Source organism: Capnocytophaga sp. G2 (assembly GCF_035282625.1).
Lineage (GTDB): Bacteria > Bacteroidota > Bacteroidia > Flavobacteriales > Flavobacteriaceae > Capnocytophaga.
Genome location: NZ_JAYKBU010000005.1, coordinates 93,804 through 114,450, shown reverse-complemented (window position 1 = coordinate 114,450; position 20,647 = coordinate 93,804). Strand labels below are relative to the sequence as shown.

17 protein-coding genes are annotated in these 20,647 nt (G+C 41.3%); 7 read left to right on the top strand and 10 right to left on the bottom strand.

The annotated features are described in order from the left end of the window. Positions 1-238: 238 nt before the first annotated feature. Together VJJ03_RS04540 and VJJ03_RS04535 are read left to right on the top strand one after the other, a co-directional pair. Positions 239-784 (top strand): CopD family protein, encoded by a 546-nt coding sequence (locus tag VJJ03_RS04540; protein WP_323974087.1) that lies wholly within the window; start codon positions 239-241, stop codon positions 782-784. Between the two features lie 16 nt (positions 785-800). Continuing rightward, a complete protein-coding gene (locus VJJ03_RS04535) occupies positions 801-1,793 on the top strand; it encodes an NAD(P)H-dependent glycerol-3-phosphate dehydrogenase (RefSeq protein WP_009745077.1) in 993 nt (330 codons plus the stop codon). Between the two features lie 16 nt (positions 1,794-1,809). On the opposite strand, the gene VJJ03_RS04530 is transcribed toward VJJ03_RS04535, so the two are convergent. The 10 genes from VJJ03_RS04530 to VJJ03_RS04485 form a co-directional block, all read right to left on the bottom strand. After that, on the bottom strand, positions 1,810-3,162 hold the full coding sequence (locus VJJ03_RS04530; RefSeq protein WP_009745076.1) for a TolC family protein: 1,353 nt from the start codon (positions 3,160-3,162) through the stop codon (positions 1,810-1,812). 57 nt (positions 3,163-3,219) lie between these two features. Next, the gene (locus VJJ03_RS04525; RefSeq protein WP_009745075.1) at positions 3,220-3,831 is read right to left on the bottom strand and encodes a TetR/AcrR family transcriptional regulator; all 612 of its coding nucleotides are present in this window, start codon (positions 3,829-3,831) and stop codon (positions 3,220-3,222) included. 1,037 nt (positions 3,832-4,868) lie between these two features. Beyond that, on the bottom strand, positions 4,869-5,813 hold the full coding sequence (locus VJJ03_RS04520) for a phospholipase A (protein ID WP_323974085.1): 945 nt from the start codon (positions 5,811-5,813) through the stop codon (positions 4,869-4,871). 40 nt (positions 5,814-5,853) lie between these two features. Beyond that, positions 5,854-6,285: a dUTP diphosphatase gene (dut, locus tag VJJ03_RS04515; protein WP_040357953.1), complete on the bottom strand. Its 432-nt coding sequence runs from the start codon at positions 6,283-6,285 to the stop codon at positions 5,854-5,856. Positions 6,286-6,491: 206 nt separating this feature from the next. Beyond that, the gene (locus VJJ03_RS04510) at positions 6,492-7,916 is read right to left on the bottom strand and encodes a lipopolysaccharide biosynthesis protein (RefSeq protein ID WP_009745072.1); all 1,425 of its coding nucleotides are present in this window, start codon (positions 7,914-7,916) and stop codon (positions 6,492-6,494) included. A 496-nt stretch (positions 7,917-8,412) separates the two neighbouring features. Beyond that, positions 8,413-9,042: a porin family protein gene (locus tag VJJ03_RS04505; protein WP_009745071.1), complete on the bottom strand. Its 630-nt coding sequence runs from the start codon at positions 9,040-9,042 to the stop codon at positions 8,413-8,415. 192 nt (positions 9,043-9,234) lie between these two features. Continuing rightward, positions 9,235-10,254: a TlpA disulfide reductase family protein gene (locus VJJ03_RS04500; protein WP_323974083.1), complete on the bottom strand. Its 1,020-nt coding sequence runs from the start codon at positions 10,252-10,254 to the stop codon at positions 9,235-9,237. 165 nt (positions 10,255-10,419) lie between these two features. After that, positions 10,420-10,854: a hypothetical protein gene (locus VJJ03_RS04495; RefSeq protein ID WP_009745069.1), complete on the bottom strand. Its 435-nt coding sequence runs from the start codon at positions 10,852-10,854 to the stop codon at positions 10,420-10,422. A 431-nt stretch (positions 10,855-11,285) separates the two neighbouring features. Beyond that, the gene (locus VJJ03_RS04490) at positions 11,286-12,389 is read right to left on the bottom strand and encodes an OmpA family protein (protein ID WP_323974081.1); all 1,104 of its coding nucleotides are present in this window, start codon (positions 12,387-12,389) and stop codon (positions 11,286-11,288) included. 26 nt (positions 12,390-12,415) lie between these two features. Further along, a complete protein-coding gene (locus tag VJJ03_RS04485; protein WP_323974079.1) occupies positions 12,416-13,699 on the bottom strand; it encodes a leucine-rich repeat protein in 1,284 nt (427 codons plus the stop codon). A 649-nt stretch (positions 13,700-14,348) separates the two neighbouring features. Here VJJ03_RS04485 and VJJ03_RS04480 point away from each other — a divergent pair. The 5 genes from VJJ03_RS04480 to VJJ03_RS04460 all read left to right on the top strand — a co-directional run bounded on the left by VJJ03_RS04480 (position 14,349) and on the right by VJJ03_RS04460 (position 20,439). Further along, positions 14,349-15,398 carry a DUF6291 domain-containing protein gene (locus VJJ03_RS04480; protein WP_323974077.1) on the top strand — a complete coding sequence of 350 codons (1,050 nt, stop codon included), beginning with the start codon at positions 14,349-14,351 and terminating at the stop codon, positions 15,396-15,398. Next, positions 15,286-16,113: a hypothetical protein gene (locus VJJ03_RS04475; RefSeq protein ID WP_323974075.1), complete on the top strand. Its 828-nt coding sequence runs from the start codon at positions 15,286-15,288 to the stop codon at positions 16,111-16,113. The genes VJJ03_RS04480 and VJJ03_RS04475 overlap by 113 nt, the downstream gene beginning before the upstream one ends. A 133-nt stretch (positions 16,114-16,246) precedes the next feature. Next, positions 16,247-16,522 (top strand): helix-turn-helix domain-containing protein, encoded by a 276-nt coding sequence (locus tag VJJ03_RS04470; RefSeq protein ID WP_323974073.1) that lies wholly within the window; start codon positions 16,247-16,249, stop codon positions 16,520-16,522. A gap of 160 nt (positions 16,523-16,682) precedes the next feature. Continuing rightward, the gene (locus VJJ03_RS04465; RefSeq protein WP_323974071.1) at positions 16,683-19,727 is read left to right on the top strand and encodes a histidine kinase; all 3,045 of its coding nucleotides are present in this window, start codon (positions 16,683-16,685) and stop codon (positions 19,725-19,727) included. After that, positions 19,708-20,439 (top strand): response regulator, encoded by a 732-nt coding sequence (locus VJJ03_RS04460; RefSeq protein ID WP_009745062.1) that lies wholly within the window; start codon positions 19,708-19,710, stop codon positions 20,437-20,439. The genes VJJ03_RS04465 and VJJ03_RS04460 overlap by 20 nt, the downstream gene beginning before the upstream one ends. Positions 20,440-20,647: the final 208 nt, after the last annotated feature.

The following is a 20,647-nucleotide window of genomic DNA, read 5'->3' as shown; positions in this document are numbered from 1 at the left end:
AAGAACAACATTTCAGCGATTTATAGGTACAAATATACGTTTTTTTTGCAAATAGAAATCCTTTTTAATCACTATTTTTATCAGGGGTTCGTTCTGTAGGCAAAACAGCAAGAAAGTGAGAAATATTTTGTATATTTGCATTTTGCTTCTCTCTCCAAGAGGGGAGGGATGCTAAAGTATCCTTTATCCTTATAAAGAAAGGTGAAAGAGAAGAACTAATTTGTTAATTATTAGAGAGATGTATTTTATTATCAAGTCATTACATATCATCTTTGTGGTGAGTTATTTTGCGGGATTGTTCTACATAGTGAGGTTGCTCATCTACCACACAGAAGCCTTAAAGGGCAAGGAGGGGACAGAGCGAGCGGTGCTGCATCGCCAATATTGTTTTATGGAGGAGCGCCTATGGAACATCATCACGATACCCGCCTTAGTGATTGTGATCATCACAGGAATATACCTGTTATGGGAGATGCAATGGATGTTTTTATTTCAAGGCTGGATGCACATTAAGCTCTTTGGTGTAGGAGTGCTCCTTCTCTATCATTACTGGACATGGCGCACCCTCAAGGAGTTACAGCAAGGAGAGGTTCGCTACCGTTCGGTAAGCCTACGTATGGCAAATGAGGTGGCTACACTGCTGCTCTTTGGCATTGTCTTTGCGGTGGTGCTCAAGGATCTTTTCCTCAGATATTGGTGGGCAACCCTCTTGAGCTTTGTGGCAATGGGAGTGCTGATTATGGGGGTGGTAAAAGTGGTGAATAGAAATAAGAAACAATATTAATGATTGCTATTTACTTATGAAAAAATATGCAGTATTAGGGGGAGGTAGTTGGGCGACGGCTATCGTAAAAATCCTCACCGAGAGCCTACCACAGGTTACTTGGTACATGCGCAATGAGCGTGCCATAGAGCACATTAAGCAATATAAGCACAATCCTAACTACCTTTCCTCAGTGGAGCTCCATACCGATAAGCTTCATTTAACACACCAGATTAATGAAGCGGTGGATGAGGCGGACTATGTGATTCTGGTAATTCCCTCCGCCTTCTTGGTAGGGGAGCTGGAAGCCCTTGAGGTATCGCTCAAGGACAAGGTTATCTTCTCGGCGATCAAGGGGATCGTTCCTCAAACGGGCTTGGTGGTGGGAGAGCATCTGATTGAGAAATATGGACTGAACCCGATGAACATTGGGGTTATCACCGGACCTTGCCACGCGGAAGAAGTTGCCTTAGAACGGCTTTCCTACCTTACCGTTGCCTGTGAAGACCTTACAAAAGCGGAGGAAATGGCTTCTGCCCTGCGATGTTCCTTCATACGTACCAAAATCAGCGAGGACATCATTGGGGTAGAATATGGGGCAATGCTCAAGAATATCTATGCGATCGCTGCAGGGATTGCTCATGGACTTGGCTATGGGGATAACTTCCAGAGTGTACTGATGAGCAACGCCATACGGGAGATGGAGCGTTATGTGGATGCTATACACCCCATCACCCGTGATGTGAACCAATCGGCTTACTTAGGCGACTTACTGGTTACAGGCTACTCGGCATTCAGCCGTAACCGTATGTTCGGCAACATGATAGGTAAGGGCTATTCGGTCAAGAGCGCTTTTATGGAGATGAGTATGGTTGCCGAGGGGTACTATGCGGTAGAGAATGCTTATAAGATTAACCAACGCCAAGCCCTACCCGCCTATACCCCTATCCTTGATGCCGTGTACCAGGTGCTTTATCAGCACAAGAACACACGGGAAACCTTCAGACTCCTCACGGAAAAGATAGACTAATATTAATGATGAATGACTATTTGAGGGTGCTTAGTTCTCCTTTGGCTTTAAGCAGTTCTATCTCGGCGAGTTTGAAGGAGAGCAATGCATTGGTATAGCTATTCTTAGCATCGGAGAGGGCACGTTCGGACTCGAGCAAGTCATTAAGGGAAGCCAATCCTTGGTGATAGTTATTCTGGGTATTGGTAAGTACCTCTTGAGCGAGCTTAACATTTTCCTTTTGGGTATCAATGGTCAAGAGGTTATTGGTAAGCTGTGTTTGTGCGTTCTCATAAGCTAAATCCATAGCCAAGCGTGTATCCTTAAGAGTTTCATTAAGGGCATCCACTTCTATTAGCGCCTGGTGTATCTTGGCTTTGGTTCCGAATCCTGAGAAGATAGGGATACTTAGTCCCAAAGAGATTGCGGAATAATCCGCCCAATATACCTTATTTTTTTCTCCATAGATTAGGGGCATTTTAGGTCCCATTCCTAGATATCCATAGGATCCCATTAGGGCGAGGGTAGGAAAGAGTCCTGCTTGTTCGGCTCGGGTATTGAGGGATAAGAGTTCTTTTTGCTTTTCAAGTACCTGAAGTTCGATACGCTTTGAGGCATCTCCTTTTTCAAAAGCGAGCTGGTAGGTTGCCTTGAAGGCATCCTTAGGAAGGTTTATAGGCTCAGTGATGGGCATCCCAATCATGTACTTAAGGGCATGTTCGGAGAGCTGCACCCCGCTAAGGGCTTGCTGTTGGGCAGATTTAAGGTTATTGAGGGTAACGGTTACACGATCTAAGTCAATCTTCCTTGCCAGTCCTGCCTCAAAGGAGCCCCTAACCACCTCAGCAGTTTGCTCGGTAAGGGATAGGTTACTCTGCACGTTCTCCAGCACTTGGCGAGCCTGATACACCTGCCAATAGGCTTGTGCCACCTTCTCAATAACATCGTTCTGCGTAAGTTGTTCGTTAAGGATATAGAACTCACGGGTAGTACGAGCTGCCTTAAGTCCCATGAACACACTTTGGTTAAAGAGCATTTGGGTGAGCTTAAGTTCGGCTGAGGAAGACCATTTCTGTCCCAACTCCATTTTAAGGACACCTTCACGAGGAGGCATACCAGGGATCGCAAAGGTGGAGGCATCTATATAGGTAGCCTGCAACTTAGGATTATAGGTAAGGGAGCCCGTAGCGGAGAGGTTGGGCAGTGCATGAGCACGTACCTCTTGGATTTTGTATTCACTCTTCTTAATCTCAAGACGTGCTTTCTGAGCATCGGCTTTGTGCTGCAAGGCATACTGTATAGCTTGAGAGAGGGTAAGCTCCCTCTGTTGACCCCAGAGGGAAGCTACACAGGTGAAAATGGTTACTATGACAATAAAGAATCTATTCATTTGTTTTTAATTTAAATATATTATCATGAGTAATGAAGGTTATTTATTAATCCTTCATCATTGGTTATTTTTTATTTTCTGAAGAACTCTTTCGAGTTCCTTAAGTCCTTTTTCGTTAACGACAATTCTAAAGAAATACTCCAGGAGGGTATAGATCGTCTCCCAGAAGGCAAAATCACGTTCAGGAAAAGTATCCAGAAGGTTTCGTAAGTGCTGAACACCGATGTAAAAGGTCTTAAAGAAGGGGACATTAATCTCCTCTCTGAAGAGTCCTTCCTGCCAACCTTTTTTTAAGAGTAAATCCAAGAAGCGCTCGTCACATTTAATGGATTCACTATTGAGTCGTTCATAAGCTTTTGGGAAGTACCTCTGTAGTTCCCAGATAGGTCGTGCAGAGTTGATATTAAAGAAGTTCTGTACTTGCTTTTGGTTATGAAATACGTTCTCAATAACAGACCCCTCCCCTTCTACGAAGGACTCTACTCCTTGGAAAGGACCCTCAATGACATAGTCCAAGCAAGCTTCTACCAATTCATTTTTGGAGGAGAAATGCTCATAAAGGGTTTTCTTGGAGATCCCCAAGTTATGAGAGAGGTCATCCATGGTAAAGGTTTTGAAGCCATATTGCGTAAAATACTTTAAGGCTCTAGGGATAATTTCTTCTTTCATATAAAAACCATTGAACAGTGAATAGTATAGCCAGCGAGTGCCCACAGCTGGGTATGTGGGTGAACAGTTAAAAATTTTTCGTTTTTCACTTTTCGTTTTTCACTTTTCGTTTTTCACTTAATTTGTTTTTCGCTTATTAGCGGGTGCAAAGATAAGGTAAAAAACTTAATAAACAAAAAAAGTTTCCAACTTTTTATTTATTTTTTAATTAGGGAGGGTTCCGCTCGGAAAAAGAAAAAGGAGCTATAAAGCTCCTTTAGATGAAAAAATGCACTTAATAGTTATTAAAGATTCTCTTTTGTGAAAGATATAGTAGTTTAGTTCTAAGGATAATAGTCTTTTATAAATAATCTGTATAATTGATTTGTCTGTTTAGTTTTTTTCTGTCTCAAATCACGAAAGACCTGTTATTACAATACACAAAAGAACAAAATTTAAGAACATAAAGGGGCAGCATAAGTGCCTACTGCCTGTCGGTATTATTGGTTTTTGGTTAAATCAAGGATTGCCTGTTGTTTCAGAGAGTGAAGCCTAAGCCTAAAGGCTTAGATCCTCAGCTCTAAAATAAAAACACAAAAAATCTAATTACTATATAAGAGATGATGAAAAATACTTCTCTCAAACATCAAAAAGTGCGATAAACTTCCCTGAGTAGGCTTATTTTTTTCAAGTAAGCACTAAGCACCTTTTCTATGGACAAAGTGCTTAGTCCCTACTGTTCAAAATAAAAAACGCAAAAAAATCTAAACACTTATATTAAAAATCTATCAGAGTGAAAAAGAACTAATACTTTTTTTGATTTTTCAATCAATCATAAACTTTTGTATCTCTTTCATTTCTGGTGCAAAGATATAGCTTTTTTCGCTATTGTCAAGGGTTTTGTGGCTTTTCAGGCATGAAGTGTGTTTATTTTTACACGAACGGTAGGAATAGAATTGTTTTTAACAGTGAAAAACGTAGTTAAGTGAAAAGTAAAGTCGCGTGAGCGAGTATGTGGGTGAAAAGTGAAAAAAGTTATTAATCATTAATCATTATTCTTAGAGGCTTAAGAAGGTAAAGCCTATGCCGAATAGGGTCTGCTTATAATTATAGTCAATGAGGGAGTCTCCATATCCATGGGATGCCTGCAAGAGAATGCGCAGGTCATGACTCAGCGGATATATCCAACCGAGTTCCAGATATCCACGATTATTTTTGAAGTTCAAGTTATTACGTAGTCGCAGAGAGAATACATTTTTTCGGAAGGGGTATATGATTCCTAGCTCCATACGTCCTATATAGTTTTCTATCTCTGGGTTATCATCTTCTTTAGCTCTTTCAGTGAAGCGCTCCCACAGGCGGACATTCATCAGGGCGCTATTCCACTGGAATACTCCCATGAGGATAAAGCGGTTCCAGCTACGGGAGAGGGCAGCCTCCTTACCATTAGACTGATGATTGATGGAGAGTCCTGCCATTTTGACCTTAAAATTACCTGCCGAGAGGTTCATGGGGTAGGTGAAGATAAGCTCAGGCTCATAGTTGAGTTCGCGGAAGGGGCGAGAGAGCTTACCATTGTACATCTGCCAATAAGCTTGTTCGGTGAAGGCGACCCATACATCGCCTTTTCCAAAAGCATCCTGTAGGATTTTTGCCTTAAGACTCACCTGAAACTTGGCTTCTACATTTTGGTAATTGCGGCTTTCTGGGATGGGGCGGTCAGGGTTCAGGCTGATGGGTTGTTCAATAGGACGGGTATTATAGCGAAAGGGCATCACATACATAGGCAGGTAATCCACAAAGTGGAAGGTACCGCGCTGGTCTTGTGGTTCCAGTTCCCACATTCTTGCCAAAGCCCGCTCCACATCGGCATTACGACTATGGAAATCCGTAGGACTCATACGCTCCAAGGGAACTCCTGTAAGGGTATCCTTAATGACTTCCTCCTGTGCCAAAGCCATACCAAAGAGCAAAAAAAAGGTTATAAGAGAGTATACTTTCATGTTATGAAAATCCTCCTTTGCACGAGGAAACGGTTAAACATTATTTTCCGGTGCTTCCGTAGCCTCCTGTACCGCGTTGGGTTTGTGAAAGCTCTTCAGTAAGGGTGAAGGTTACCGTTTGGTGACTGGCGATGACCATTTGCGCAATACGATCGCCATCGTGAATAACGAAGTCCTCTTGGGAGAGGTTAATAAGTAATACACGAATCTCCCCACGATAGTCGGCATCAATGGTACCAGGGGTATTGAGCACCGTAATGCCATACTTAAGCGCCAAGCCACTACGTGGGCGTACTTGCGCCTCATAGCCAGCAGGGAGCTCCATATAGAGCCCTGTGGGAATTAGCTTACGCTCCATAGGATGAAGGGTAATAGGCTCAGAGAGAAAAGCACATAAGTCCATCCCTGCCGATTGAGGGGTTTGGTAAGCGGGCAGTGGATGCCCAGAGCGATTGATGATAAAAACGTTCATAAATAATGAATAGTTAAAAGTTAAAAGTGAACAGTGAATAGTGAATAGTGAATAATGAATAGTGAATAATGAATAGTGAATAATGAACAGTTAAAAGTGAAGAATTTTTCACTTTTCGTTTTTCGTTTTTCACTTAACTACGTTTTTCGTTTTAAAAAACTTTGGCAAAGATACAAAAATAATGATGAATGATTAATTTTTAATGATTAATTTTTCACTTTCCTTACTGCCAGACTGATATAGATAAAGAAGAAGGTCGTTCCCAGCAGTACATTTCTATCAAAGACATAGAAGTAAAGTAAGGAGAGGAGGGTAGCCAAGCCTAAGAATCCCAGAATACGCTTAAGGCGATAGGGTACTGGGTATTTTTTTTGTCCTATCCTCCAAGAGATGACCATCATACCTCCGTAAGCAAGGAAAGTAGCCACAGCAGCTCCCATATAGCCCCACAAGGGAATCAGCGTGAGATTGGCTACCACCGTAATTCCTCCTCCAAGGACTGAGATGAAAGCACCCCATGCCGTGCGGTCGGTAACCTTATACCATACCGAAATGCTGTGATAGAGTCCCAAACAGAGATTTGCCAAGAGCACGAAAGGCACTATCTTGAGCCCTTCCCAATAGGCACGATTAGGAATCAGCAACCACTTGAGTTGGTCAATATATACACAAACGAACAGGAGAATACCACCGGCAAAGAGGGCAAAATATTCGGTAATTTTAGCGTAGGTGGCAGGTGCATTCTTATCCCCTGCTTTAGAGAAGAAAAAGGGCTCCACCCCCAGCTTATAAGCCGTGATGAAAAGGGTCATGAATACGCCCATTTTATAACAACCTGCATAGAGCCCTACCACACTATCTGCCTCATTCTCTGGATATAGCATACGGATAAAAATACGGTCAAAAGCCTCATTAATGGAGAAGGCTATCCCGGCTATCAGTACCGGAAAGGCATAACGGAACAGGCGCTTCCACAGCCCCACATCCCAGAGAAAACCTATCTTCCGGTAGAGAGGAAGCATATAGAGAAAGGTAAGCAAACTGGCAATAAGGTTGGCTATAAAAATATATTGTGTTTTATCCTGAATAAAAGCTCCTTGAGGCAGCCTATAGCCTCTACTCTCCAAGAAGGGAAAATAAAGGAGAAATAGAAGATTCAGTCCCAGATTAATCGTAACATTGCCCACCTTGATAAGGGAGTAATGAAGGGACTTACCCTCATTACGGTACCAAGCGAAGGGGATCGCCACCAGGGCATCTAAGGCAAGGATCCACACGGCATAACGAATATAAGCAGGAGGATAGTCTAACCAAATGGCAAGGGAGGGTGAGATAAGGAGTCCCAACACCAAAAAAGTTACCGAAGTTAAGGTAAGGGAAGTAAGGCAGGTAGCCGATACACGGGCAGGAGCTTGGTTAGTGTGCATAAAGCGGAAGAAAGCCGTTTCCATGCCATAGGTAAGCAGCACATTGCCCAGAATCATATAGGCAAAAAGCCCCTGATACACCCCATACTGTGCCTGAGTAAGGGTGCGGGCACTGGTATGCAGGGGAGTTAACACCAAGTTCAACACCCGCGGCATCACCGTGGCTAAGCCATATATGATAGTATGCTTAAAAAGACGATTCATCCATTCAAGGAAAAAACAGTGAAAAATGAACAGTGAACAGTAAAGTCGCGTGAGCGAGTATGTGGGTGAATGGTTAAAAGTATAGCCAGCGAGTGCCCACAGCTGGGTATGTGGGTGAACAGTGAACAGTAAAGTCGCGTGAGCGAGTATGTGGGTAAAAATTTTTCATTTTTCACTTTTCGTTTTTCATTTAATTTGTTTTTCACTTAAAAAAGGATTGCCCAATCCCTCGTGAGATTAGGCAGCCTTACTTTTAATTTATAATTAAAAAAATAAAGAAAAAAATCCAATAAAATATAATAATTATTCCTTTAGGTACCTCCACATCAGTGCCTTAATAACTGTAGGCAAAGGTACAAAAATAAGAAAAAGATAAAGAGAGGAAAAATAAAAAGTTATCAACAATTCAAAAAAAATGAAGAAGCTACCTTAAACATAAGGTAACTTCTTTTTCAAATATTAAAACACTATGAATTACAATAGAAATGATTGCTCCTTAGAACTTAACTCCCAATCCGAAGGAGAGTACACTGTTCTTAAAATCATTATCCCGACTGATGTTAGCATTTCTCAAAGAGGTATTGTTCTTATCAAAGGCGTTGGTAAGGGAATGGGTGTAACGTGCATTGAGGAACAGATGATCCGTCAGATGCAAGGCGAGTCCTGCACCTACAGCAAAGTCAAAGGAAGCATAAGCATCCTTTTCCACCTTGGTGGAGCTAGTCTGGTTTCCTATTACATAGGACACTTCCGGCTTACCCACTAGGAATCCAAACTGAGGACCTGCCTCAAGAGTCAAGCGACCGAGATTCACCTGTGCCATGACAGGGACATTAAGGTAGTCAAACTTAAACTGTTTTTCGGAGCTTACTCCTGCAGCGGTATATTTCCATTTGGCTCCTTCACGTGAATAGAGCAGTTCCGGCTGAATAGAGAGTACATCCCCTAAGGGTAGGGTTAGAAAGAGTCCTCCATAGAAACCACTAAGTGCTTTTACATCCGATTCCTGTACAGTTTTTCCACTCAAGGAAGCATAATTATACCCAGCCTTTGCCCCTAAACTCTGTGCGACTCCTTGGGTGATTCCTGCGATAGCAACCACTATCATTAATGCGAATTTTTTCATCTTTTTGCGTTTTAGTAATCAACAATAATTAATAACCAATAATTAATTATTCTCAATTGATTTGTTAATTCACTATGTAAAGTACAAAAACCGTGCCAAAAAAGTGAACAATGAAAAATGAAAAGTGAACAGTAAAGTCGCATAAGCGAGTATGTGGGTGAAAAATAATCATTAATCACTAACCATTAATCATTATTTTTTCATTTCTTTTTCCAAATCTTCCACGTGTATGGAGCGTGCTATAATGAACCCTCTCTCATCCAAGAGGAAGGAGGTAGGAATCCAACGAAGGGCATAAGTAGTGGCAGCATCGGACTTCCAAGCACCTTTGGCTAATGCCTGAGACCAAGTCAGCTGATCTTTTTTGATAGCTTTTTGCCACTGGTCAAGGTTGTCATCTAAGGAGATACTAAGGAATTCCACTCCTTTGTTTTTATAGGTTTTGTAGAGTTGTACAAGTTTAGGGCTTGCCTGTCGGCAGTCAGGGCACCATGATGCCCAAAAGTCAATCAGAAGCTTCTTTCCTCGGAAGTCTCTCAGGGAAATCTTTCTGCCTTGTGCATCCTGAAGGTCTACCTGAGGCGCCTCCATACCCGGTTGTATCTTGCTCAGGTGGTCAATGAAGGCATCGAGTTCCTGTATATAGGGATTCGTGTTTAAAGAGGGGTCAAGAGCTTTTCGCATCTGCAAAAGTTCAGGATATTCATAAAGGGAAGCACGTCGGGCAAGGAAATAAGCCAGTGCAGGAGAGTCAGGTGCCTCCTTAATTTCCTTAGGTAAGTCCAGCATATCGTGAGCTGCCATACGGTTATAGCGTTCAAAGAGCTGTCCTTGTTCGCTGGCATGGAGATAGTTAAAGTTCCAATCTGGATTGAGTTCTAAGGAGATATGAGTATTCTCTAAGTAGAGATGTGCCCGCCCTCCGGTACCATTGAGACGTAGGGCATAGATATAGGGCGTTTCTGCCTTACCTTCAAAGCGGAAGTATCCTTGCTCATCAAGTGCCGTGGAGTCCACCGGCAGATAAGCTCTGTTCTTATATTCATATAGGAAAACCCTCGCTCCTTCCCTTACGGGTGCTTTTCCTTCAATGACATAATGGTCGCTCAAGGAGACTTGTTCTCCTTCAGGGAGCGAAGCAACTTTCTCTTTAGGAGCCTGCTGGCAGGCTCCTAAAAGAAGTCCCCACCCTATTATAAAAAATCTATTCATAGTGATCAATAATTAATAATTAATGATTAATGATTAATAACTCATTATTCTTAATTGATTTATTAATTCACTATACAAATCACAAAAATCATACCAAAAAAGTGAATAGTTAAAAGTTAAGAATTTTTCATTTTTCGTTTTTCACTTAACTACGTTTTTTACTTTTTAATTTTGTAATCTGATACTGATATGCCCTATCAGTCCATCATGATTACCTTTACCTTTGTACTCATCCTTTCTGACCACATCTTTCCCTTTAAGAATATAAAGGGTTAATACAGAGTTCTCCGTAGGTTTTATGGCACGAATGGTTACTTGGACAGAGCTTTCAATCTTATAATCTCCTTCCCACTCTGTTTTTCCATTCATTTTTGCCAGTGCAGGATCATTAGTAATATCCAAATCCCTTACTTTTTTTCCTAATTCAACATCAATGGTCATTTTACCATCCTTTAGTACACCTCCTCCTGTAATAACTGCCTTTATGGTATACGTACCTGGTGTAAGTACCCCTCCTTTTGAACTATCACTGTCGCTTTTAGAACAACCTGTGAAAATTCCCGCTAATACAACTAGCACTAAAATAAAATAATGTTTCATTTTTTTTCTTTTTAAGTTATTATATATTAATGATTTGTTTTTTTCCAATGATTAGATAGTAAAAGACTCCTATTCAAAGGAGCCTCTTACAATAAAACAATAAAACAATAAAAACACTTTATTTATGAAAAAACACTTAATTATATCAAAATATTCACTTTCTTTTCATCTTAATAAAACAACTCCCAAGAGTTTTTGGGAGTTGTTTGTTTAACAATTAACTTAATTGAAACTCCTCAATTAAAAAGCAATTAAAAAAAATATTATGAAAAAAACTCTATTTTCTACGAAAAAACATTTTTTTATTAAGCGAGATTCTGTAAGTTGATCTCTTGTATTTTTATAAAAAAGCCCCCGAAGTATCCCCCAAGGGCTTCAGAAATCAAACACATTAAACAAAAAAATCAATAATGTTATGAAAAGATTTTATCTTATAATGTTTTTTCTACGTGTTGCTCATCAGGAATAACATTTATTTCCACACGGCGATTTATTTCACGTCCGCGTTCGGTATCGTTACTTTCCAATGGGCGAGAGAGTCCGTAGCCTTTCGCTTCCAAGCGTTTCTTATTGATTCCTTTATTAACAAGATAGGCTCTAATGGCATCGGCACGTTCTTGAGAGAGTTGCAAGTTATGCTCTGGTGTTCCTGTATTATCCGTATGTCCTTCTATGACGAAATTAAAATCCTCATTCTCTTGCATAATTTTGGCAATATTATCCAGAATAAATTCTGCTTGGGTTTTCACAATAGCCTTATCAAGGTCAAAAAGAATAGTTTTCGCATAGAGATTAATTTCCTTAGTTACACGTATGGTACGAGCCTCACGTTCTTCGGGAGTTTCCACACGGGTAATCGGACGTGCCTTTGTAATACGCTTTCGTTCTTTCTTTATTTTGGGCAATCTCTCACGCTCTACATGGTCTACAATGGGTTCTTCAAGGGCTTTGAAAGGGAATTTAACTACCACACCTACTCCCAACTGAAAATAATCACTTCCTATTCCACCTTTGAGAGAAGGATGATAGCTGGTTTGTACATTTGCTCCTATCACATCCGTGAACCAGAAATTCGCTCCCACTCCTGCAATAAAGTTTACTTTGGTTTTACCTTCTATAGAGGAGATGCCCAGTCCCAATTGTGGATAAGGATCAAGCCAAGGGAGTCCTTCCCAGAGGCGATTCAGATGATAGCGAGCACGCACATCCGCTCCAAAAAATGATTTTCCAGTCACTTTAGTACTTGCCTCTCCACGAAAGTAATTTTCATCGCGAGTAATAGAGGCATAAGCAAATCCTACCTCTGTAGTAATCCCTTTTCTTAGGTATCGGGATGCTGCCAAACGGAAGCCTACATTCATATCTGGGTAACCAAACCAATCCTTTACCATACCTGTGAAATCGGTAGGTACACGCATATCAACCGTACTGACACCTGCGCCAATAAGCCAAGGACGATAATTATCTTGTGCAGATAATATTCTGCTACTAAATATCACCACAAGGGCAATAAGGATATATTTTATCTTGTACATTTCAGTCTTTTTATTATTAAACAACATTATTCATAGCCCTCCACACCTCCTTTGAAAAGGGTTGTAATCCAAGGGAAACGTATTTTATAATCCTCAAGGGCTTGCTTGGGCACCAGCAATTTTGCTGTATTATTTTCTCCTATAATTTTATAGTTAGGATCTTCATAGGGAGGAAAATATGTTATTTGTCCCGGTGTAGTTACCTCAATACGAAGTTCCATTAGTGAATTCTCTGTACCACTAAGAGAGTTGTCATACATATAGGTAAATTTTTTACCTAAAGTAAGATATTGTAGTGTAGAGGGAATTCCTCCATATATTTTTGTTATTTCAGGAAGAACAAGTTTTTTTATTTTTGTTCCTTTAAGAGCATCACGTTCTATTGTAGTTACCTTACCCGCTATGATTGTTTCCAGGTTAGAAGAATTCATGAAAGATGAAGTTTGGATTGTTTCCATGTTATTCAAGTCTATCTTCGTAATTTTAGGATTATTCCACAAAAGCTCTTGTTGTACAGAACTACTACCTTCACCATTATAAACACTCTTGACTGTATAAGGCACTTTAGGAGGAGTCCTACGTTCATCAAAGCTACGCTTAGTTACATAAATAGGATTGGAGAGGGCTACAAGAAAATAGCCGTTACTTTCCGTTCTCCAGAATTTAGTAACTCTTTTAATCACTACCGTGCGTTCCTGATTTTTTTGGTTCTTAACCTTAAAAGTAATGGGCGTATTTTCATCATAATGATTCAGTGCCGTTACTCTTATTTTCTCTCCTATTACTTGTACTTGTACGCGGTCATGTGCATTCTCTGGCAATAGAGAGTTACTATCATAAGTGTAAGTACCTGCAGGAAGTTCAATTTCCACATATCCTGTGGATTTCTCTTCGGTTTTATCTCCATCAATATCTTCTATTGTGAAGATTCCGTTTTTCCAACCTGTATCACGCTCGTTTACCACTACATTTAGAGTAGCTTTTTTAGATCCTTCGGCAAGAAGTATCGGATATGTTCCAACAGATTTAGCCTTTATTTTCAAGCGTGCAGGGGCGGTGAGCTTACTCACAGTGATTCCTTCTCCTGAAGTTTCGGTAAAAGTAAAAGCATCTGTAGCACCATCAATAAGGACGGTACGTTCTTCTTTCTCTACCATGTGTATAGTATGTGCAGCACCTTCACGAAAATAGATACTACTCTCAGTGCTGGGTCTTGGTTTTTCACCCACACCATCATCGCTTTGAGTATTACATCCTACCAGAGAAGTAATTATTGTGAAAGCTACAAAAGTGATCGTTCTTTTTCTCATATTTATTTAATTTGTTCCGAGTGCAAAATAACAACTTATTTTTAATAATTCGCAGTACTTTAATAAATATTTAATATTTTTAGTATCAAAAAAATATTTTTTTAGCTTAATCATTACTTTTATATAAATTCTTTTCAAGAAATTAGTTGTTCCACAAAAATATATTCTGACTTAAGACTCCTTATTTGTTAAACACAAAATACCAAGCAGTTATGAAAAGTGAACAGTGAATAGTGAATAGTGAATAGTGAATAGTGAATAGTGAATAGTGAATAGTGAACAGTGAATAGTGAATAGTGAACAGTGAATAGTGAATAGTGAATAGTGAACAGTGAATAGTGAATAGTGAACAGTGAATAGTGAATAGTGAACAGTGAACAGTGAATAGTGAACAGTGAATAGTGAATAGTAAAGTCGCGGGAGCGAGTATGTGGGTGAAAAGTGAATAGTGAAGAATTTTTCATTTTTCGTTTTTCATTTTTCGTTTTTCACTTTTCGTTTTTCACTTAATTCGTTTTTTACCTTTTATTTTTAACAATAATTTAGTAGTAATTAGACTTGACATTACTGCAAAAAAGATGTATTTTTGTAGTCAAATAATACAAATATATTGTAAAATGTTTCTTATTGATAATTAAATCGTATGCAGATGAAAAGAGATTCTTTCATTTTTTATGTGGACTGGCTCAATGTCATTGATGAGCTCCCTCAGGAAATCCAATTGGAAATCTACCAAGCCATCACCCGATACGCCATTAAGGGCGAGGTACATTCGCTCTCTCCCATGGCTAACATTGCTTTCGGATTCATCAGGCAGGCACTGGATAGAGATATGAAAAAATACCAGCAGGCAAAAATAACCAACCAAGAAAAAGGTCGTATGGGCAACCTAAAGAGATGGCATAAAGAACTCTACCAAGAGGTACTCTCAGGAAAGCTCTCCTTAGAAGAAGCGGAAAATATCGCTCAAGAACAAAAAAAATCGCCCAGCGATGAAACAAATCGCTCTGCTAAAAATTCCTCGCTTAATGTAAATGCCAATGATGATGTAAATGAGAATAATAATGATAACGTAAATGAAAATAATAATGACAATATCAATGATTATGTCAATATAAATATAAATGACAATATCAATGATTCTCTTTCTTTTTTAGAAAAAAAGAAACAAAAAAAAGAGTGTGTTTCTCCAGAAAATTTTTTTCAAAAAGAAAATTCTTTTTTAGAAGCTCCCTTAAATGACTCTTCGGAAGAGGAAAAAAAAGAAAAAGAAAAAATTTCCGCCCAAAAAGAAAAAGAAGCTCAAAAGAAGGAGACGTCCTTTGATTTCAGGGCGGCTATGCTTGCAGAGGGATTCGCCCCCGACCTTGTTGACGAATGGCTCAAGATACGCAAAGCAAAGAAAGCCATTAACAGTGAGCATGCCTTTGAGCTCTTCCTTGAGCAGGTACAGCTCACCCAACAGGAGAAAAACACCATCCTCAAGCTCATCGTCCAAAAACAATGGAAAGGCTTTGAGGCAAGTTGGTTAGAGACCCTAAGCCACCCTTCACTAAATAGAAAAGAACCTATTACAATTGACCAAAATGGAAACATACTCAACCCTACCTACTTCAACACAACCAGCACCAACACAAGTCCTTACGTTGCAGGACGACAAACCGCAGAGACTCTTAGAGCAAATCTCCAAGGTTGGTAAGGAGACCTCAGAGGTGGGCTTTGCCCGAAAGGTGGTGGACTTCACCCCCATCCGCCAGATAGCGGAAGTAACCGCCCGTGCAGGTATTGGTATGATTATCGTACAACATACTACCCTTCTGGGGATCAAGGGGAATATAGATACCCTTAACAAGGAGGACATCATTACCTTAGTACTCACACGCTTTTCTTTTCTCTCCCTTGAGGAGCTCTATAAGGCTTTTCAGCTGGAGCGTTACAGTGCTCTGGGGGTGCCTACCCCTCATTACAACCTGATCAATGCCCCTTACATTAGTCAGGTACTACAGAAATATTGCCAATGGTTACAACAGACACGTATGACTCACCAACTACCTATTCACAAAGAGAAGCCTACAGAAGAGAAAGCGCCCTTGAGTGATGAACATTTCCTAAACTGTGTTAAAGAGGCACGGGAGCAGTACTTAAAGGAAGGTACGCTCCCCTTCTTTTCCGCATGGCTTTTTGAAGGTTTGCAAAAAAGAGGCTATGTAGAGGAGTTCTCCCCTGAGGAGAAAGCACTCCTTAAAAAGCGCTTTTGTGAGGAGCGCCTCCGGCAACATGCCTACAAGTACCGCTTTGCCTTCTCCACCCCACAGACCCAAGAGCTCTCCCTTAAGCAAGAAGTCGCTCTAAAATATCTCTTTGAGAAAAAAACTTTCTTAAACAATGAAGGGGAAAAAGTGAAAAGTGAATAGTGAATAGTGAAAAATGAAAAGTATAGCCAGCGAGTGCTCACAGCTGAGTATGTGGGTGAAAAATGAATAGTGAAAAATGAAAAACGAAAAATAGAGTTATTCATCATTCATCTTTAAAAATTAATCATTAACTATGTTTGTAACTACTGAGATCGCTGCTGTGGTAGCACAAGCCACCGGTCTATCTTTTGAGGCTTATCTGCCTGATAAGCGCTCACTTAAGCATGTTCATGCGCGATTGCTCTTTGTATACTTATGCAAAGAGAAAGGGCTTACTCGTAAGGAGATAGCCTTGCTGCTACATCGTTCCCCAAGAAGCATCACTCGCCTGATTGCTACCTGTCGGAGTGAAATCAAATACAATGCCCCTTTCCGTAAATTACTGTCAAAAGTAAAAAACGAAAAGTGAAAAATAAAGTCGCATGAGCGAGCAGGAAAATGAATAGCGAAAAACGGAAAACAAAAAACGAAAAATAGTTATTCATCATTCATCATTAAAAATTAATCATTAGTTATTTTTTATCTTTTTACTTTTTTTTCTTAATTTTGCCCCAAAGTAAGAAGCAGTTATGAGTACACGGCGTTTTAAGTCTTTCATGGATAGAGGTCTGTATTGGAAGGACAATGCGGGCAGGCTTAAGGTGCCTTTGCTGTACTGTTTTAGTAGGCTTTTTCCTTACGGGGTTCTACTTTTTTCTTTTCACCTGTCTTTTTCACAGTCTTTACCCATTTGGGAACATCGGGTATTGCCTTACAACCGCTATACCATAGGTCAGGACTTCTATGAGATGAATGCTCCTATAGAGGTGGACACCGATGGTGCTGTGCTCTTCTCTGCCGAGAAAGACCAGCTCTGTGCTCTGCATAACCTTGAGGTAGAAGAGCTTTTCAAAGGGGAGAATGTGGGTACTTTCCAGAGAAAATACTCAGTGGGAGGGCAGTTGTTCTATGGTTTTGACCGAAGCCTATACACGGGAGGTGATCGGCAATCCTTACAATCCACGCAAGTGGGCTTTACAGGGGCACACTATACGCAGTTTTTCCTTATCAATAAGAAGGTTTACTTCACTGCCATTTCTCCTTCTGGGCAGCAGTATAAGCTCATCCGCTGGGATGGTCACCACTTTCATGAGGAGCTCAAGAGCAGTACCCCCCTGTACACGGTGGAGGTGAAGGGCAAGGCATATCTGCTCTCCTATCACAGTACGGGCACCTCTCTGAAGCCTTTGGAGGATAAGGCACCTCAGAGGGATTATCCTTTCTTTTTCACTGCCCAATATTTCAACTCCTTAGATGATTTCTACTTCACCGATGAGGAACATGAGGGGCTTTTTCATTACAGCTATGGGAAGACCACCCGCCTGCTTCCACCAAGCAAAACCGAGGTTAGGAATCCGGGACGTTACTACCTCTACACGGATGGTAATGGGCTTACTGTATATGATTTGGCTCAGGAGGGGAAACCTATAGGACGGACTTCTGAACTGAAATCAGCTTACTATAAGGCTTTTTCAGCAGAATCCCAGAGCCTATACTTAGCAGGCAACGGTCAGCTCTCAAGGCTTTTTACCTTTTTGCGCTGCTATCCCCGCCTATACAATGGTACCAATAGCGATGGGCTGCGCACCATTGTCCAGACCCCAGAGGGGAAAATATGGGTAGGTTCCGCTAATGGTGGCTTCTCCACTGTAGATGACAAAGGTACCCATGAGAGTTCTCTTAGAAGCCTACAGATAAACTATGGGGGAACCGTCATAGGCAAAAAGGTGCTGCTCAACACTTATCATAAGGGGTTATACCTCTTTGAAAATGAACATAAGTTTGTAAGGGTCAATGATACCCTACTCTCCCTCCATAACTATGTAAGCCAAAAGGACATTCTCTACAGTTGTGCTCAAGGATATGGCATCGCTTACAAGGCGGTGCAAGACCTTCAGGACAGACGAATTCCCTGGAAGCTCATTGACCATCGGCAAGGCTTGACCTTAACCCAATGCCAGAGTATCTGCGAGGATCCCTTTGGAAACCTCTGGACGATATCCATGCAAGGGGTGGGCATTTATGCTCCTGAGCAGGACAAAGCCCATACACTCCACTACGACAAGGATAATTTTCCCATTAGGGGGGCTTGCTTATTCATGGATAAGGAGAAAACCCTCTGGTTCGGCAGTGAAAAGGGACAGCTCTACTTCTGGAAGGGAAAGGGCAATCCGCTGGAGGCAACCGCGGGTGATTTTGCCTTGCTACGCCATCCCTTGCTCTTGGGTAACAATCGCCCTATCATCTTTTTGCACCAATGGCAGGATTACTTAGTGGTAGGGGTTACTAACAAAATTTTCTTAGTAGACCTTAAGAGTTTCCACCAAGGACAACCGGCTAAGGTCAAGTACTTACCTCCCCTTGTCATGGGCTTGGAGACTCCTCTGGAGCGTGCTTGTGTACTGACCGATGAGCGGGATAACAGCCTTTGGTTTGCCTCCTCCAATATGCTTTTCCAGTGGGATATCGCCAAGTGGCTTACCCTACCCTCCTTTCCAGTGGAACCCTCTATCTCCATCAGTACGGGCAAAGCCGAAGTAAAGGGTCGTGCCGATGATCCCATTGTGCTGGAAGCCAACCAGAATTCCTTTGATATCCACCTGCACTATCAGAGCAAGGATAACCTTCCCCGCTTTCTGGTAGCGACCCTTAAGGACAAAAACGAGAAAGCTCCTATAGAGCAAGGAGTTCTCCTCTCGGATACTGAATATCGCTTTCAGAACCTTTCCCCTGGCAACTACACCTTTTCGGTGGTGATGTGCCAAGCCGACGGCTCCTATACCCGCTATGAGTTCCCACTGAACATCAAGAAATACTTCTGGCAGGATACCTACTTCTGGTTGGTAGTTGTGCTTATCCCTGCCGCTACAGGGCTATACATGATATGGAATATGCGCAAGATAGATAGGCAAGATAAGGAGATTATGCTCCTGAAACTCAATAGCCTCAACAAGCAATTCCGACCCCATTTTATGCTCAATGCACTCAATAGCTTAGGGGCAGAGCTCTATGACAAGCCTCATGCCGAGCGTATCCTCTCCTATATAGGGGAGAATATTTCCATTATACATCATTTTTCACAGGGACAAACCACCTTCATTCCTTTCTCCCAAGAGTGGAAGCTCACGGAGAACACCATTGCCATTCAGCGGGAGATATTCCTGCCGAACCTACAGGTACAGGTGGAAAATGCAGGGGCTATTCCTGATGATTTCCTGCTGCCTATGGGCTTGCTTCAGGTGATTGTGGAGAACTCCCTTCTACATGGCTTGCGGCACCGTTCCACTCCTCCTCAGATTCTGCGTATTGCTTTCTGGGAACGTCCTGTTGCCTACGGGATCAGCATCAGCGATAACGGCGTAGGAGTAACTCGCTCTAAGGAATATGCAGGTTTGCAGCGACATGGTACCGGACTGAAGACCCTGCAGCGCATTCTAAATATCCTTAATAAGCACTTTGACCATGCCATTACCATTACCATGGAGGACAAGAATCCTAACGATGAACAATATCCAGGCACCATCACCATTATACAACTGAAAAAAGGCATTGATTATGAAAAAATCAACTTATAAATACCTTGTCATAGAGGACGATAGAAACATCTGGAAGAATATCACCGCTCGCATGCAACGCTACTTGCAATGGCAACCGATTCCCTTTACCGATAGTCTGCCTGAGGCAATCGCCCTAATAGATGCACAAAAGCCCGACCTCATCTTCTCTGATTGGAGTATACGCGGAGGCAATGCCTATCCTATCCTTAGCCATATCCATAAGAAGACTTACTACACGCCTTACATCATTTTCTTTACCGGATACCAAGGAGAAAATCCTGAGATTCCTCAAGTGGTTTTCAATGAATTTCCTTTGGTAAAGAAGTACTTAGTCAAGCCCATCTTCCAGAACCTCACCGAACACCTTCAGCAGTATGTCCTTGAGGCAGAAGCTCTCGCCGATGGACAACAGGAAGCCCCTGTGTTTATTGAAAACTACCTCAAACAACAAGTACGTATTCTCCCTCATGAAATCCTCTGTTTTCTGCAGGATGAGGAGAATCCTCGCCTGAAAGTGCTCCATACTTTATCCGGCGGACAAATACACCTAAAACAGACTTGGGAGGAGATACATCACTTCTGTAGTGAACACCATCTCTCCACCTTCGTGGCTCATACACGAAAAACAGTCGTCAATCGTGCTTACATCATTCGCATAAATAAACCTTTTATTTGGCTCGAAGGAGGACTGAAGATACAGGTCTCCCGAGAACAATGGCAACTCTTATAAATGAATAGTGAACAGTGAATAGTGAAGAATTTTTCATTTTTCACCCACATACTCGCTCATGTGACTTCGTTTTTCATTTTTCGTTTTTCCCTTATTAAGGGGGGGTGGACACTTCTCAATCCTTTTTTTCTTGACATAGCTACAAAAATGTTGTACCTTTGCAGCGTCAATAAAATCATTAGTGTTGTATTAATTCCTTCTTTTTAAA